Origin of the sequence: Pseudarthrobacter sp. lyk4-40-TYG-27 (assembly GCF_030209295.1) — a bacterium.
Lineage (GTDB): Bacteria > Actinomycetota > Actinomycetes > Actinomycetales > Micrococcaceae > Arthrobacter.
Window position 1 is genome coordinate 292,196 of record NZ_JARVSH010000004.1, and the last position, 14,725, is coordinate 306,920.

At 64.4% G+C, this 14,725-nt stretch carries 12 protein-coding genes; 5 read left to right on the forward strand and 7 right to left on the reverse strand.

Annotation, left to right across the window (positions count from 1 at the left end):
• Window positions 1-5 precede the first annotated feature (5 nt).
• Together QRM96_RS09035 and QRM96_RS09040 are read right to left on the reverse strand one after the other, a co-directional pair.
• Window positions 6-692, reverse strand: a complete 687-nt coding sequence (locus QRM96_RS09035; protein WP_018760641.1) for a hypothetical protein — start codon at window positions 690-692, stop codon at window positions 6-8.
• A 490-nt stretch (window positions 693-1,182) separates the two neighbouring features.
• The gene (locus QRM96_RS09040) at window positions 1,183-1,680 is read right to left on the reverse strand and encodes a hypothetical protein (protein ID WP_285319315.1); all 498 of its coding nucleotides are present in this window, start codon (window positions 1,678-1,680) and stop codon (window positions 1,183-1,185) included.
• A 304-nt stretch (window positions 1,681-1,984) separates the two neighbouring features.
• Here QRM96_RS09040 and QRM96_RS09045 point away from each other — a divergent pair, with 304 nt between their 5' ends.
• Window positions 1,985-2,788 carry a helix-turn-helix transcriptional regulator gene (locus QRM96_RS09045; RefSeq protein WP_285319316.1) on the forward strand — a complete coding sequence of 268 codons (804 nt, stop codon included), beginning with the start codon at window positions 1,985-1,987 and terminating at the stop codon, window positions 2,786-2,788.
• 251 nt (window positions 2,789-3,039) lie between these two features.
• Window positions 3,040-4,101: a sodium:calcium antiporter gene (locus QRM96_RS09050; protein WP_285319317.1), complete on the forward strand. Its 1,062-nt coding sequence runs from the start codon at window positions 3,040-3,042 to the stop codon at window positions 4,099-4,101.
• A 261-nt stretch (window positions 4,102-4,362) separates the two neighbouring features.
• Here the strand turns inward: QRM96_RS09050 and QRM96_RS09055 are convergent, their stop codons facing one another.
• Window positions 4,363-6,567 carry a transglycosylase domain-containing protein gene (locus tag QRM96_RS09055; protein WP_285319318.1) on the reverse strand — a complete coding sequence of 735 codons (2,205 nt, stop codon included), beginning with the start codon at window positions 6,565-6,567 and terminating at the stop codon, window positions 4,363-4,365.
• Between the two features lie 155 nt (window positions 6,568-6,722).
• The gene (locus QRM96_RS09060; RefSeq protein WP_285319319.1) at window positions 6,723-7,358 is read right to left on the reverse strand and encodes a LysE family translocator; all 636 of its coding nucleotides are present in this window, start codon (window positions 7,356-7,358) and stop codon (window positions 6,723-6,725) included.
• A gap of 170 nt (window positions 7,359-7,528) precedes the next feature.
• Here QRM96_RS09060 and QRM96_RS09065 point away from each other — a divergent pair, with 170 nt between their 5' ends.
• The gene (locus QRM96_RS09065) at window positions 7,529-8,293 is read left to right on the forward strand and encodes a VOC family protein (protein WP_285319321.1); all 765 of its coding nucleotides are present in this window, start codon (window positions 7,529-7,531) and stop codon (window positions 8,291-8,293) included.
• Window positions 8,294-8,360: 67 nt separating this feature from the next.
• On the forward strand, window positions 8,361-9,275 hold the full coding sequence (locus QRM96_RS09070; RefSeq protein ID WP_285319323.1) for a DMT family transporter: 915 nt from the start codon (window positions 8,361-8,363) through the stop codon (window positions 9,273-9,275).
• A 15-nt stretch (window positions 9,276-9,290) separates the two neighbouring features.
• On the opposite strand, the gene QRM96_RS09075 is transcribed toward QRM96_RS09070, so the two are convergent.
• The 3 genes from QRM96_RS09075 to QRM96_RS09085 all read right to left on the reverse strand — a co-directional run bounded on the left by QRM96_RS09075 (window position 9,291) and on the right by QRM96_RS09085 (window position 13,332).
• Window positions 9,291-9,803 (reverse strand): hemerythrin domain-containing protein, encoded by a 513-nt coding sequence (locus tag QRM96_RS09075; protein WP_109044249.1) that lies wholly within the window; start codon window positions 9,801-9,803, stop codon window positions 9,291-9,293.
• 203 nt (window positions 9,804-10,006) lie between these two features.
• The gene (locus QRM96_RS09080; RefSeq protein WP_285319325.1) at window positions 10,007-10,129 is read right to left on the reverse strand and encodes a hypothetical protein; all 123 of its coding nucleotides are present in this window, start codon (window positions 10,127-10,129) and stop codon (window positions 10,007-10,009) included.
• A gap of 32 nt (window positions 10,130-10,161) precedes the next feature.
• Window positions 10,162-13,332, reverse strand: coding sequence for a PKD domain-containing protein (locus QRM96_RS09085; RefSeq protein ID WP_285319327.1), 3,171 nt, complete (start codon window positions 13,330-13,332; stop codon window positions 10,162-10,164).
• Window positions 13,333-13,675: 343 nt separating this feature from the next.
• On the opposite strand from QRM96_RS09085, the gene QRM96_RS09090 reads away from it, so the two are divergent.
• Window positions 13,676-14,725, forward strand: a complete 1,050-nt coding sequence (locus QRM96_RS09090; RefSeq protein WP_285319328.1) for a glucose 1-dehydrogenase — start codon at window positions 13,676-13,678, stop codon at window positions 14,723-14,725.

Here is a 14,725-nt window from a genome sequence, read left to right on the forward strand (position 1 = left end):
TTGGCTTACTGCTGCAGGTTGGACGTCTGGCCGGCTGTGGCGTTGGCCTCGCCGTCGATGTGCTGCGAAATGGTGGCGCTCTGGTCCGAGATGGCGTACGCCTGGCTGTCGATGGAACCGATGTTCGCGGCAACGGCCGCATCGATGGGGGCGGCGACGTTGGCGTTCGCGGCCACGGCACCGTTGATGGGGGCGGCGATGGCGGCGTCGGCGTCCAGGTTCACGTCCACGTTCAGCAGGTTGCCGTTCAGCGCGCCCGCTGCGTCGGTGACGCCACCGGTGCTTGTGGGGGCAGGAGCTGTTCCGGTGGTCCCATCCGTGGTTCCGGTGGTGCCAGCATCGGTGGTGCCTGTGCCCGTCTCGGTGGTGCCGTCGCCCTGGCCGATCACGCTGTCCTGGGCGGAGTCGGCATTGGCGTCGGCCACGATGCCCTGGTCAATCGCGGCGTCCTGGTTCGAGAGCGCCTGCGCGTCAGAGCCGAAGGAGAGAATGTTTGCCGAGGCTGCCGCGTCGATGGGGGCCGCCACGTTCGCGTTGGCGGCTACGGCCAGGTCGATGGGAGCCGCAGCGTTAATGCCCAGGTCCAGGTCCGCGTTCAGGTCCAGGACGGATGCCACTTCCTTGTCCGGCAGGGCGGTGGCCTGCTCAGACATCAGTTCATCATCGGTGAGGGGACGCAGTTCGTTGTCCATGCTTGAGAGACCTCCGGTGCGGCGCGGGTGCTCTGCCCCCAGCGGGCAGCCCGCGCCCCACAATAGTAAGCATGGTTAGCAGTTTTGCGAAGCACCGCCAGCGTCCCGGCGGCGGGGGCCGACCTCAGCGGCTTCGTGGCCTACTTCTGCTCGGGGATCCAGGCAGGTGCTTCCGCTCCCGTGCCTGTGAGATTGTCGCAACGCACGAGCTGGGACCCGATCCTTTCCAGCGGGCAGTCCACGTATGTAGTCAGTGGATTGTCCCCGGAATCGGATGAATTGGCAGTTCCTCCTCCGGTGAGGAAGAGCGCAGGGAAAAGGGCGGCAATGACTAAGTTGTGTTGTGCGATCATGGCTGTCTCCAAGTACGGCATGAACTGTAATGGGTGGCCAGCCCAAGAGAGTGGCGGGAAATGCCGGCTATTGAAGCACTTCGCCGCGACCTTGTTGCGCTGGCCCGGTGACTGCCGTGTGGCGTCCTGTGGCCTTGCTAGCCCAGCGCAGCGCAGACGTCCACGGCTTGCCCTGAGGTGCTGGCCAACGTGAACACGCCAGTGGCGGGATCGACCGTGTAAACGATGGCCCCGATGTACTGGGTGGTGGTTGGGCCAGCCGGAACGTCGGTGGGGAAGAGAATCAATCCGTTATGGCCACTTGCTCTGACGGTTAAGGAACCGTCAGCGTTGTACGTGGTCTTCGATACCGAGCCGCTCGTGTTGAAAGAAATGGATCGCCGGTTTGCCAAATTTGTATAGGTGAGCAGGACGCCCTTTCCCGCCGTAATGGTACGGACCTTGCTTCCGTCCCTGTCGTAGAAGTCTTTTGTCTGCAAATTACCTCCGGAGCTCTGGAGTTGCAGGTCAAAGTTTGCACAGCCCAAACCTGCAGGCAGGATGAGGGAATCGTCCGCGCGGGCTGGTTGGGCCGCGGCCACCGCGGTGGCCGTCAGCAGCGCAACGAGCGCAAAGGGTTTGGCTCCATTTTTCATGATTCTTCTCTATTCAAAATTGGGTGCTGGTGCGATGTGTCTTTCCGGAAATGGAATGTGCCTGCACGCTTCCGGGCAAGCCGTGCGACCGGACCTAGATCGCCGCCTCCCTGGGATGCAGGCGGCTCCAGTTCAATAGATGCAGGACAGTGAGGTAAGTTTCTGTGCCCGCTATGTCCAGCTTAGAAAAGTTTGCGGGCTGTTTCCCTAAGCAGTTCTACGTACTGGAAGGAACACTAAACAGGGGCTTAAATGGGTAGTATCGCGGCTGTTGTTGGGCGCCGCCTGGATCTAAGATTCTCGCGTGGTTCGCAATGACGCGCTTTACAAATTGTGGCTGGAGTTCTTGGGGGACGTCCTTCAGGGGCCGCCGGCCGCGTCCACGCACTACGAGGCACAGCTTCTTAAGCTCATGGCCGAGTCGTTCAACGGTTCGTTTGCATCGCGGAACCACGTGAGCCCGGAGTGGGAGAACCATATCCTTTCCTGTTGGCCGCTCGACTACATTCCGAACGATCCTCCAGGCGGTTACGACTTCAGGCAACAACCGCTGCTTCGCTGGTTTGTGTTCACTGGGCAGACCGCGCCGCAGTCCTACGGCCGGGTCCCCGCCGCGTTGGCCAGCGACCACCAGAAAGGGGTTTGGGAAGACTTGTCCCGCCCCTGGGGCGTTAACCATCAACTCTCCATACCGCTGCGACTCGGTGGCCCCGACCATAACGCCTACCTTGTCTCCCGGCCTGACAGGGACTTCACTGAACAGGAGATGGCGCTGGCCGGACTGCTGCAACCCGTGCTCACCGGGCTGTCCCTCCAACTGATTGTTGCCTCGGCTCAGGCCAGCCTGGTCCCGAAGAGCTCAGCACATGATTTGACGGGTCGTGAGCTGACAATCCTCACGCTCCTGAGTGAGGGTCTAACGGCAGAAGCACTCGCCAGGCGGCTCACCATATCGCCACGCACTGCAACCAAACACCTTGAGCATATTTACCGCAAACTGGACGTGCGTGACCGGCTCATGGCAGTCCAACAAGCACGCCTGTTGGGCATCCTGGCACCAACACCTGAGATCCCTGCCGGAGCGCCGTCGAAGCGCAGCTGCACGTAGTCGTTGAGGACGAACTCCACCGAGTACAGCCGGTCCCCCACCAGCCGTGACAGCAATTCATTCGGCACGTAAGGCTTCCCCTCCATGGCCTCATACCCCTTTCACAGTGCCCGAAAGACGACTCTAACCAATGGGCGTGAATGCGGGTTTGAGCAGCGTGAAGATGGGTGACCAGCACAAATGTGGGTACGGCCCAGGCATGGGGGAATACGTCACGCGGTTTAGCGACCCCACCAGGAAGGGACCCCGGATTGGAATCACTGCCCCTTGCAGTCCTCCTGCTCATCTTTGCCGCCGCTGCGGCCGTGATCTGGGTGGCCGGGATCCAGCTGTCCAAACAGACGGACATCCTCGATGACCGCCTGCACCTGGGCTCCGCGCTGGGCGGCCTCATCCTGCTGGCCATCGCCACCAACCTGCCCGAAATCGCCATCACCGTCTCCGCAGCCCTGGCCAACAACATTGGCGTGGCCGTGGGCAACATCCTGGGCGGCATTGCCATCCAGACGGTGGTGCTGGTGGTCCTGGATGCCCTGGGCAACAAAGGCGGCCACCCGCTGAGCTACCGCGCGGCATCCCTGACGCTGGTGATCGAGGCGGTCACCGTCGTCGCCGTCCTGGGCGTGGTGATCGCCGGCAGCCAGATGCCCGGCAACCTGGTGGCGTTCCGGCTCACGCCCGCCGCGGTCCTCATTGCGGTGTTCTGGATTGTTGGCCTGATCCTGGTGCAGCGCTCCCAGAAGGACCTGCCCTGGCACCAGCAAGGGGACGCCCCCGGGGCGCAGGACAAACCCAGGGGGCACTCCAAGAAGCAGGGCGCCGAGAAGAACAAGCACCTGCGCACCGGCACCTCGGTGCTGATCTTCAGCGTCGCCGCGCTTGCCACCCTGGGCGCCGGTGTGGTGCTGGAACGCAGCGGTGATGCGATCGCCGGAAACATCGGACTCTCCGGGGTGCTGTTCGGTGCCACGTTCCTGGCGCTGGCAACCTCACTGCCGGAGATCTCCACCGGGCTCACGTCCGTGAAGCAGGGGGACTACAAACTCGCGTTCAGCGACATCTTCGGCGGCAATGCCTTCCTTCCGGTGCTGTTCCTGCTGGCGGTGCTGATCACGGGCAAGCCGGTACTCCCCCAAGCCCAGTCAACGGACATCTACCTCACCGCGTTGGCCATCCTGCTCACCCTCGTCTACCTGCTGGGGATCCTCTTCCGGCCGCAAAAGAAGCTGCTGGGCATGGGCGTGGACTCCTTGCTGGTCCTGGTGTTGTACCTGCTCGGCGTTGCCGGGCTGTTCGCCGTCGCGGCTTCCTAGAGCGGGCCGCTATTCGTTGTCCCGGATGTCGTCTCGTGGTGGTCATTCAAAACCGGTTTGAACGATGTCCATAACGGTCCTTCCGCGGGAGCTGTGGAACCAGCCACCCCGGAGCAACCGGGGCCTGCTTGTGCATCCGGCTGCCCCGCGCAACCACCGCGTAGGCCCGTGCAGGCCCCGGCGGCAGGGCAGGGAAGTACGACGGCGGCGCGCACCACAGTGCATGCGGGAACCTTCAGCACCCGGCGGAAGGGGCCGCCGTTACCTGCTCTTGGTGGGCTGCGGGCCGGGGGCGCTGACCAAGCTCTGCGGCGGGGCGTCGAAGTTCCCGTGGTCGAAGAGGCCCACCACGCCCTGCATGTACTGCGCCCATTGCGGTCCGGCAATGTAGGCCCCGTCCACTGCCGGATAGAACTTTCCGTTGACAGTGATGTTGCGCCCCAGCCGGCTGGGTCCGCCGTTGAAGGGGTCGCCGAAGAACGACGCCGTGGCCAGCCCCTTGGTGTAGCCCACCACCCAGGTCTGGTTGTTGTACTCGTTGGTGCCCGTCTTGGCGGCGTCCGGAACTCCCAGCTTCTGCGGAATCAGCAGGCCCGATCCCTTGGTGAGGACGTCCTGGAGGACGTTGGTGACGGCTTTGGCCACGTCCGGATTCAGGGAGCCTGGCTGGCAGGACGGTGCCTGTCCGCCGATCTTCTTGCCTTGGGCGTCGTCCACTTCGGTGATGGAGATGGGTGCGCAGTAGGTGCCGTTGGCGGCGAAGGTTGCGAAGGCGTTCGCCATGGTCAGGGGGGCAACGTTCTGGCTGCCCAGGATGTTGCCCAGGGTGGAGAGGTCGATCTTTTGGTCGTGCCCGCTGCCCAGGTGCAGCCCTATGGCGTCTGCCGCACGCTGGACGTCGCAGAAATCGTTCAACCCGGCCAGCGACGCGAACGTTGCCGTGTTGATCGACTGGTAGATGCCTTCCCGGACCGTCATGGGCCGGTACCAGTTGGGCTCGTCGTTTTGCAGGTCGGAGGACTGCGGCACGGTGCTGTCGAACCAGCCCTGGACGGGGTGGCAGGTTGTCTTCCACGGGTAGTTGATGCCGTAGCGGCGCCTGGAGGCATCGACCACCTGGTTGGTGGACTTGCCCTCCCCCAGCCACGCGGCGAGGGTGACGGGCTTCATCGTGGAACCGGGCTGCATCCCGCCAACACCGCCGAGGCTGTTCCCGGCGGCGTCGCTGCTGTCCACGTTGAAGTTGTAGTCGGAGACGAACCCGCTGCCTTCATCGGGCAGCTTCCTGGAGTTCTGCGCCATGGACAGCACCTTCCCGGTACCGGGTTCGATGGTGACCAGGGATGCGCCCCATTTGTCCGGATTGGCGCCGGCCGTGGCGTCCACCTGGGACTGTGCCGGTCCTTGCAGCCGCGGGTCCAGGGTGGTCTTGATGGTCAGGCCGCCCGCCATGATCTTCTGGTCCCGTTCATCCTGCGTGGCGCCGTAGGCGGGGTCATTTTCGATCTGGTGGAGCACGTAGTCGCAGAAGTACTGGGCCTGGGAGGCGTAGGCGCACCCTTGCTTGGGTGGATTGACCTTGAGCTGGAGGGGCATGTTCACGGCGTCGTCGTGCTGCTGCTGGTCGATGTAGCCGTGCTGCAGCATGGCGTCCAGCACCAGGTCACGCCGGGTTTTCGCGGCCTCGGGATGGACGGTGGGGTCATACAGCGAGGGGCCGTTGACCAGTCCGGCCAGCAGCGCCCCCTGCGGCAGCGTGAGGTCCTTGGCGTCGACGGAGAAGAAGTACTGACTGGCCGCCTCGATGCCGTAGGCGTTCGCGTTGAAACCCACCACGTTCAGGTACCCGGCGAGGATCTGGTCCTTCGAGTACTTTTCTTCGAGGCCGATGGCGAGCTTCATCTCCTGGACTTTCTGGTCCAGGCCTTTCTGCCCGTTCAGCACCACCTGGGCGTCCTTGCCCTGGGCAATCAGGTTTTCGTTGAGCATGTTGGTGACGTACTGCTGCGTCAGCGTCGAGGCCCCCTGGTGGCCGCCGCCGGCGTCAATGACCAAGGCACGGAAGATGCCCTCGGGATCGATGCCGCCGTGCTGGTAGAACCGGTAGTCCTCAATGGCCACGATGGCGTTCTTGATGTTGGGGGACATCTGGTCCAGGGAAATCCGGGTCCGGTTCTCACTGAACAGGGTGGCAATCAGTGACCCGTCAGCGGCCAGCACCCGCGTCATCTGGGCCGGTGGCGCCGAAAACACGTCGTTGGGCAGATCAGTCTTGAGCGCGGCGGCGCCGTCCGCCACCGCCGTCTCGGTCACCGCCGCCGCGGGCATCATCAGGCCCGCCACCAGGGCGCCGCAGAGCGCGCTAACGCCCAGGAAAAGCGTGATCCAGCCCAGGGTTGTTCCCGTGGCGCGGAAAAGGTTGGGGCGCTTGGCAGGTTCCCGCGCGGCAGGGAATTCCTTGGGCATAGGTGTCTCCGGTTCCGCGCGTGGTGGTACAGCACCGGTTGCCAGCTCCCCGCGTCACATCACGCCGGCAACCGTCTTTTCACCCTACTCCGCGAAGAGGGCTGTGACGGACCGGCACCCCGGACCGCGGGACACTGGCAGGCAATTCACAGGAACTACGAGCCGGCGCTTGAGGCCACCATCCCCAGGCCCAAGGCGGCGAGGATGCCACTGCTCCCGCGTTCCAAGGACCGGCTCACCCGGGGGCGCTGCAGCCACGCCATTGCCTTGGCGGCTACGACGGCGACGGCCGCCAAGTACAGGAACCCGATGACGCTTTCGATGGCGCCCAGGACCAGGGCGGTGTTCAGGGTGTTGCCGCCGTGCGGGATGAACTGGGGCACCACCGCAAGGTAGAACAGCCCAACTTTGGGGTTGAGCAGTGTGGAGAAGGCACCGGCGCCGAACCCGGCCCGGCGGCTGTACGCCCGGCGGGCGGGGACTTCCGGGCCGGCAGTCCCCGAGGTGCGCCGCGCCCGGATCAGTGACGAGACTCCCAGGTACAGCAGGTACAGGCCGCCGGCGATCTTAAGCCAGCGGAACACCTCGGCCGACTCCTCGAGCACTGCGGCCAGGCCCACACCCACCAGGGCGGCCCACACCAGGGCCGCCGCGGCCGAACCGAACGCCGCCGCAATTCCGGCCCCGGCGTTCTGCAGCGAGATCCTCAGCACCAGGAAGGTGTCCGGACCCGGCGTGACAGACAGCAGCAGGCACAGCCCGGCGAAGGCGAGAAGGGACATGGGAGTCATGGGCACCATTGTGGCGGAGCCCGCCGTCGGACGGCAACGCAGGCACCCCGGCGCTGCGATGTCAGGGCACGACGGCGGCCTCCCGGCAAGGGCTGTCGCGGGCGGCCGGGGCGGCACTAGAGTCGGTAGCAGACCATCCGGCACTTTCCCAACAAACCCCAGGAGTCCCCATGCCCCAGCCAACGTTTGCCCCCGGTGATCCCTGCTGGATCGACCTCATGACCTCGGATCCTGAGAGGTCCCGCGAGTTCTACAACCGGCTGTTCGGCTGGACGTATCAGGAGGGTGACCAGGAGAAATACGGCGGTTACATCACGGCCCTCGCCAATGGCTTGCCGGTGGCCGGGATGATGAAGAACGACGCCGAATCCGGCTATCCCGACGTGTGGACCACGTATTTGCGGGTGGAGGACATCAAGGCCACCGCGGCGGCTGCCCACGCGGCCGGCGGCCAGGTTTTCATGCCGCCCATGGAGGTCCCGGAGCAGGGGCACATGGCCATGTTTGGTGACACGGGCGGCGCGGCCGTGGGAGCTTGGCAGTTCGGCGGCCACACCGGGTACCAGGCGAAGGGCGAACCCGGCACCCCCTACTGGCACGAACTCCACACCCGCGAATACGCGCCGTCGGTGAAGTTCTACCAGGACGTCTTTGGCTGGGAAACCGACGTCATGAGCGACACCGATGATTTCCGTTACACCACGCTCGGCTCCGGTGATTCCTCACGGGCCGGCATCATGGAGGCCAGCTACCTTCCGGAGGGCGTGCCGTCCAACTGGACGGTGTATTTTCACATTGCGGACGCCGATGCCGGGGTGGATATGGCCACGTCCATGGGTGGCACGGTGATCCATCCTGCCGAGGATACGCCGTTTGGCCGCATTGCCGTCCTGGCCGATCCCACGGGAGCGCTGTTCAGGATCGCCCAGCGCTAGGTTGCCGGGCTGTGGGCGGGCCTAGCGGCACCGGACCGGGGATGCCGCCCTTGGGTACTGTCAGACCATGATCCAGGCAGCGGCTGTGTCCGCACTGACGTCTTATAACTGGCTGGGCATCCCCATCGCAGTGGCAGGCGCAGTCCTGCTCGCGCTGGGAACCCTGTTCCAGCACCGGGCCGTAGAAGACCAGCCGGCCGCGTCCGGGCGTTCGGCGGGCAGCATGGGCGGCGGGCGCCTTCAGGCCCTGGTACGCCGGCCGGTGTGGCTCGCCGGGACGGGGATGCTGGGTGCGGCTGTCCTCCTCCAGCTGACCAGCCTCCGATTCTCTCCCCTGATCGTTGTGCAGCCCATTGGCGCCGTGGCGTTGGTGGTCACAACTCTTGCGACTGCCCGGATGACCCGCAGGCCGCCCGGGCGCCGGGCCCTGACCGCCGTCGCCCTCTGCATCGGCGGGGTGGGTGTGTTCGTCACCGTGGCGGCGTTCTCGGCGGCGGATGTGGAAATCAGCGACCGGCACCTGGTCACCATCCTGATCGTGCTCGCCGTCGTCCTCGCGTGCGTGGCGATGGCGTACGCGCTGTGGCGCCACCGCTCGGGTGCCGTGGTGTTTACCGCCGGCGCCGGAATCCTGTTCGGTTTCGTCGCAGCCTTAGCCAAGACCGTCATCGCCAGGCTGTTCCAGGGTGATTTCGAATGGCTGTCCCTGACGTGCCTGGCGGGGTTGCTCATTGCGGCGCTGGCAGGCAGCTTCCTGGTCCAGAATGCCCACACCAGAGGTACCCCGGAACTGGTGGTGGCCGGCCTGACCGTCATCGACCCGCTCGTCGCCGTGGCCATCGGCGTCACCATCCTCGGCGAGGCGGCCGCGGCTCCCCCACTGGCCATCGTCCTGTTCCTGCTGTCCGGTGCCACCGCCGTCGCCGGTGTTTTCCTGCTGGCCACGGTCAAGAAACCGGTGGAGCCAAGGGTCACAAGCTGACGGTCACGCCATGCGCTATTCGTTATCGCGGACGTAATCTTCGGGGCTGACGTCCTGGGCCTTGATGCCGGAGGCGTGCTTCGACTCAAAGATGGCGAAGGACAAGCCCAGGCGGTGGCGCAGCTCCAGGGACGCGTGCTGCCGGAAGTCGGTCAGGCCTTCGCGTTCCTCCTCCGCCATGTGATCACCGTTGGCTTCATTGACCTTGGCCAAGGCCGCCCACCACTGCTGCGTCCCCGCCTGGTGCCGGGAGACTTCACTGATGGCGTCCCTGATTTCGTTGTGGTCATGAATCGCATCGGTGGTTTCGTCCTCGGGGGAATCCTTCCCACCTGCGCCCTCCCCCAATTTCAGCAACTCGGGGTAAAACAGGTCCTCCTCCCCTTTGGCGTGGACTTCCAGCAGGATGCGGAGTTGGTTCCAGACAGCGTCGAGGTCTGACGGTTCGGAGCCGTGCATCTCGTCCAGCAGGGCGAACCGGCGCCGTTGTTCGTGGTGGTCGTTCAGAATCACTTCAACGATGTCCATGGTGGTCCTTTCAGAGGGCGGCGGGGTCAACTGCCCCGGGGTGGCGATGAGCCGCTCGCAACGGATACCCCTCAAGAATGGCTCTCAACGGTTCACCTGTTACTCGGTCAATCAAGGCTAACGATGGCAAGTCCCATGCCTAGCAACAACGGCCCGACCAAGCGTGTCCTCGACGCTGGGCCGGGACACTTCCCATCGAAGCTTCAGCCAAGGCGTCCGGCCGTCCGACGCGAGAAACAGGCGACGACGACGGCCAGGCCGCCGGCCAGGGCGAGGTTGAAAAGGTCCGGCCCGGCGAATGCCTGGTCGGACCTTTTCCATTCCACAAGGGATTTCTGCCCCTCAAGAAATCTCGCGGTCAGTTGGAGAGTATTTCCACGCGGTCGGCGGCGGCGTAGGTGCCGCTGGAGGAGGCGTTCTTGGTTCCCGTGATGCGGACCCTCAGGGTGTGCGTGCCGCTGGCCAGGACCGGGCTGGTGTAGAGCAGGTTCTGCTCAGACCGGGACGAGGCGTAGGGGTCAACCATCGTCTCGGGGCCACCGTCGATGGAGACACCCACGATGCCCAGGGCCGAACTCTTCTCGGCGAAGATCTTGGCCTGCGTACCGCTGAACTGCACCTGATAACTGGCGTTGGTGGCGTTGGCAAAGTGGTTGTCCGACTTGTACGCCGTCGCAGGGTTGCTGACGCTCCAGGAACCGCTGTAATTGAACTGGTTCAGCCCCGTACCCACCGTGGCATCATTGAGCTCCAGCGGCGTGTTGGTACCTGCGGTGGTCACCGTGATGGTGCTGGTGGCCGACCCTGAACCCGTGCCGTTCGTCGCGGTCAGCTTGGCCGTGTACGTCCCCGCCGCCGCGTAACTGTGCGTCGGGTTCTGCACCGCGGAAGTCCCGCCGTCACCAAAATCCCACGCCCACGACGTCGGGGTGCCCGTCGACGTATCCGTGAACGTCACGTTCAACGGCGCCGTCCCCGACGTCGGCGAAGCCGTAAACGACGCCACCGGGGCAGGAGGCGGCGGCGGGGTGGTCCCGCTGGCCGTGATTTCGACGCGGTCGGCGGCGGCGTAGGTGCCGGTGGCGGAGGCGTTCTTGGTTCCCGTGATGCGGACCTTCAGTGTGTGGGTGCCGCTGGCCAGGACCGGGCTGGTGTAGAGCAGGTTCTGCTCAGACCGGGACGAGGCGTACGGGTCAACCATCGTCTCGGGGCCACCGTCGATGGAGACACCCACGATGCCCAGGGCCGAACTCTTCTCGGCGAAGATCTTGGCCTGCGTACCGCTGAACTGCACCTGATAACTGGCGTTGGTGGCGTTGGCAAAGTGGTTGTCCGACTTGTACGCCGTCGCAGGGTTGCTGACGCTCCAGGAACCGCTGTAATTGAACTGGTTCAGCCCCGTACCCACCGTGGCATCATTGAGCTCCAGCGGCGTGTTGGTACCTGCGGTGGTCACCGTGATGGTGCTGGTGGCCGAGCCTGAACCCGTGCCGTTCGTCGCGGTCAGCTTGGCCGTATACGTCCCCGCCGCCGCATAACTGTGCGTCGGGTTCTGCACCGTGGAAGTCCCGCCATCTCCAAAATCCCATGCCCACGACGTCGGGGTGCCCGTCGACGTATCCGTGAACGCCACGTTCAACGGCGCCGTCCCCGACGTCGGCGAAGCCGTAAACGACGCCACCGGCGCCTGCCCGGCCGCCGTCACCGTAATCGTCGCCGAAGCGGGCGACGACGGCCCCGTGCCGTTCGTCGCGGTCAGCTTGGCCACATACGTCCCCGCCGCCGCATAACTGTGGGTCGGGTTCTGCACCGTGGAGGTCCCGCCGTCACCAAAATCCCATGCCCACGACGTCGGGGTGCCCGTCGACGTATCCGTGAACGCCACGTTCAACGGCGCCGTCCCCGACGTCGGCGAAGCCGTAAACGACGCCACCGGCGCCTGCCCGGCCGCCGTCACCGTAATCGTCGCCGAAGCGGGCGACGACGGCCCCGTGCCGTTCGTCGCGGTCAGCTTGGCCATATACGTCCCCGCCGCCGCATAACTGTGGGTCGGGTTCTGCACCGTGGAGGTCCCGCCGTCACCAAAATCCCATGCCCACGACGTCGGCGACCCCGTCGACGTGTCCGTGAACGTCACGTTCAACGGCGCCGTCCCCGACGTCGGCGAAGCCGTAAACGACGCCACCGGGGCAGGGGCGGCGGGGCCGAGGGACCGGTCCGAGAACCAGTAGCGCTTTGCCACGTTGTCGCTGGCCATGACCACCAGGCCGGTGGTGCCGTCAACGCCCTGTTTGGTGGTGGTCACATCATTCATGTTGGACGAGGAGGCGCTTTGGATGACCGGCGTTCCACGTCCCGAGCCGAACACCGGGTTGTCCATGGACGCGGTCTTCTCATAGATGCTTCCGGCCACGCCCGAGAATGCGCACCCGCTGACCGACGTCGGCGGTGCCGTCTCGAAGGCGTGGACCAGGTTGTTTTGGGTGTCCAGGACGATCTGCGGCCGGGTGACGCAGTCCCCGGTTGTGGAAAGCGTTGATTGCGTGAAGGAGCCGGTTCCCGGCTTGAAGACGAGCAGCAACAGTTGGGGCAGCGTGGGATCCGAGGACGTATCGTTGAGGCTCGTCTTGACGGCGGCAAAGACCCGCCCGCTGGGATCAGCCTGCAACGACTTGATGTTGAGGTGGTCATCAGCCTGGCCAGTACCCCTGATGGCGGGCTGTTGTTTCCACGATGACGACGCCGTGGGCGAGGTTCCGTCGGTCCGCGTGGCCCACCAGACAGACCCGGTGAGCTGGTCGCTCCACATGACGCCAATCTTGTTCTTGTTGAATGCGACAACCGCTGAGATGTCATCTGGTGTGGCATTCGGGTTGGAGACCGGGATGACAAACGGGCTTGCCCAGCTGGTGCCCCCGGGTGCGGAGTCGTTCACATACACGGTGTTGGTGTAGCCGGCGGTGGAGTTCCCGGCCACCTGCGTCCAGGTGGCCCAGATGGCCCCGGTACTGTCTTCGTCAATGGTCATTGATTCACTGGTGTTGTTCGTGATGACCGTGGGGAATCCGGCGTCAAGGGTGTACTTGCCGCCGGCGTAGCTGTACCGGTAAAGGTTGGCGGGCTGACCGGTCACCGAAACGACGGGGCTTGAGTTGGTCGAAACCGCAACGACGTGGGAGGCAATGTACAGATGCGTGCCGTCCCACAGCACATCGGCCAGCGTATTTCCGCGCGCGTCATTCAGTAATCCGGTATCCACCCAGGTGTGCGTTCCACGGTCGAGGCGGTAAATGTGCCAGCCGCTGCCGGTTGTCCACATATCCGCCCACCAGGAGCCGTCATTCCACCACAGTTTGCTCTGGGGTTTATCCGAGGTGGGCGGATTCGCCACCCCTGAGTAGGAGATGCTTTGCGTACCGTAGACCGGATCAGCCGAGGCCGCCGGCGACATCGCCAGAAGGGACCCGGCCACCAAGGCGGCGGCAACAACGGACTGGGACAACCATGTCAGGGAACGCTTGATGCTCACAAAAGGCTCCTGGGCACTAATAAGCAAATAATCAGCAATTTCTTCACTGGTTCTTATTCGTGCGCCCAGTCACCACGAATTTCAAAGTTAGCCCAGACGTTAGACCTGAATACACAACTGCGCAAGGACCTGCTGGCACAGGACTCCGCCCCCTCCGTCCAAGCGAAAAATCGAGGCAAGGTGGACCACCCGTCAATAGTGATGTGGCGGCTCCCAGCCTTTTCCGGGCCGGTATTCAGGCTATTTGCGTAAGCTCACGGCAAACGCTGGGAAAACCACATGTTTTCTGCACGGATCCAAATGGAACGGGCACCACAAAGTGTCCTGAGGCAGGGAGGAAATTGTGAAAGCTTTAACCGTTATCCCCGGTTCCGTCGATTCAATGGAGCTCAGGGAAATCGCCGAACCCGCCACCGCCGAAGGTTCGGTCCTCGTTGAAACCCTGGCCATAGGCCTCTGCGGAACGGACATTGAAATCACCGCCGGCGAGTACGGCGAAGCACCGGAGGTCTCCCCCTACCTTGTCCTGGGCCACGAAAACCTCGGGCGGGTCCTCGAAGCCCCGGAATGCAGCGGACTCAGCGCCGGTGACCTGGTGGTGGGAATCGTCAGGCGCCCGGATCCTGTGCCGTGCCCCGCTTGTGCGGCCGGCCAGTGGGACATGTGCCGCAACGGCCGCTACACCGAACATGGAATCAAAGGACTGCACGGCTTTGCCCGTGACCGCTACCGCGCCGACCCCCACGCACTGGTGCGGCTTTCGGGGTCCCTGGAAGATGTGGGTGTCCTGCTGGAGCCCACCACCATCGTCGCCAAGGCGTGGCAGCACATTGATGCGATCGGTTCGCGCGCCTTTTTCGAGCCCAAAACCGCCGTGGTGACAGGTGCCGGCCCCGTGGGCCTGCTGGCAGCGCTCCTGGGCGTGCAGCGCGGTCTGGAAGTGCACGTGTTTGATCGGGTGACCACCGGCCCCAAACCCGAACTCGTCGCTGACCTTGGTGCCATTTACCATTCGGAAAGCCTTGCGACCTCCGGGGTGGAAGCCGACGTGCTAGTCGAATGCACCGGTGTGGCCTCCGTAGTGATGGAGACCCTGACCTGCCGTGCGGTGGATTCGGTCACGTGCCTGACGGGGGTTTCCTCACCCGGCAAGACCAATTCCGTGGACGTTGGTTCCGTCAACCGGACCCTGGTACTGGGCAACGAATCGGTGTTCGGCAGCGTCAATGCCAACCGCAGCCACTACGAGGCTGCGGTTGAGGCGTTGGAAAAGGCGGACCAGGGCTGGCTTCACCGGTTGATTTCCCGCCGGGTCCCCTTGGCTGACTTTGACGATGCCTTCCGGCGGAGGGACGACGACGTGAAAGTCGTCCTGGACTTCCAGGACCTCTGA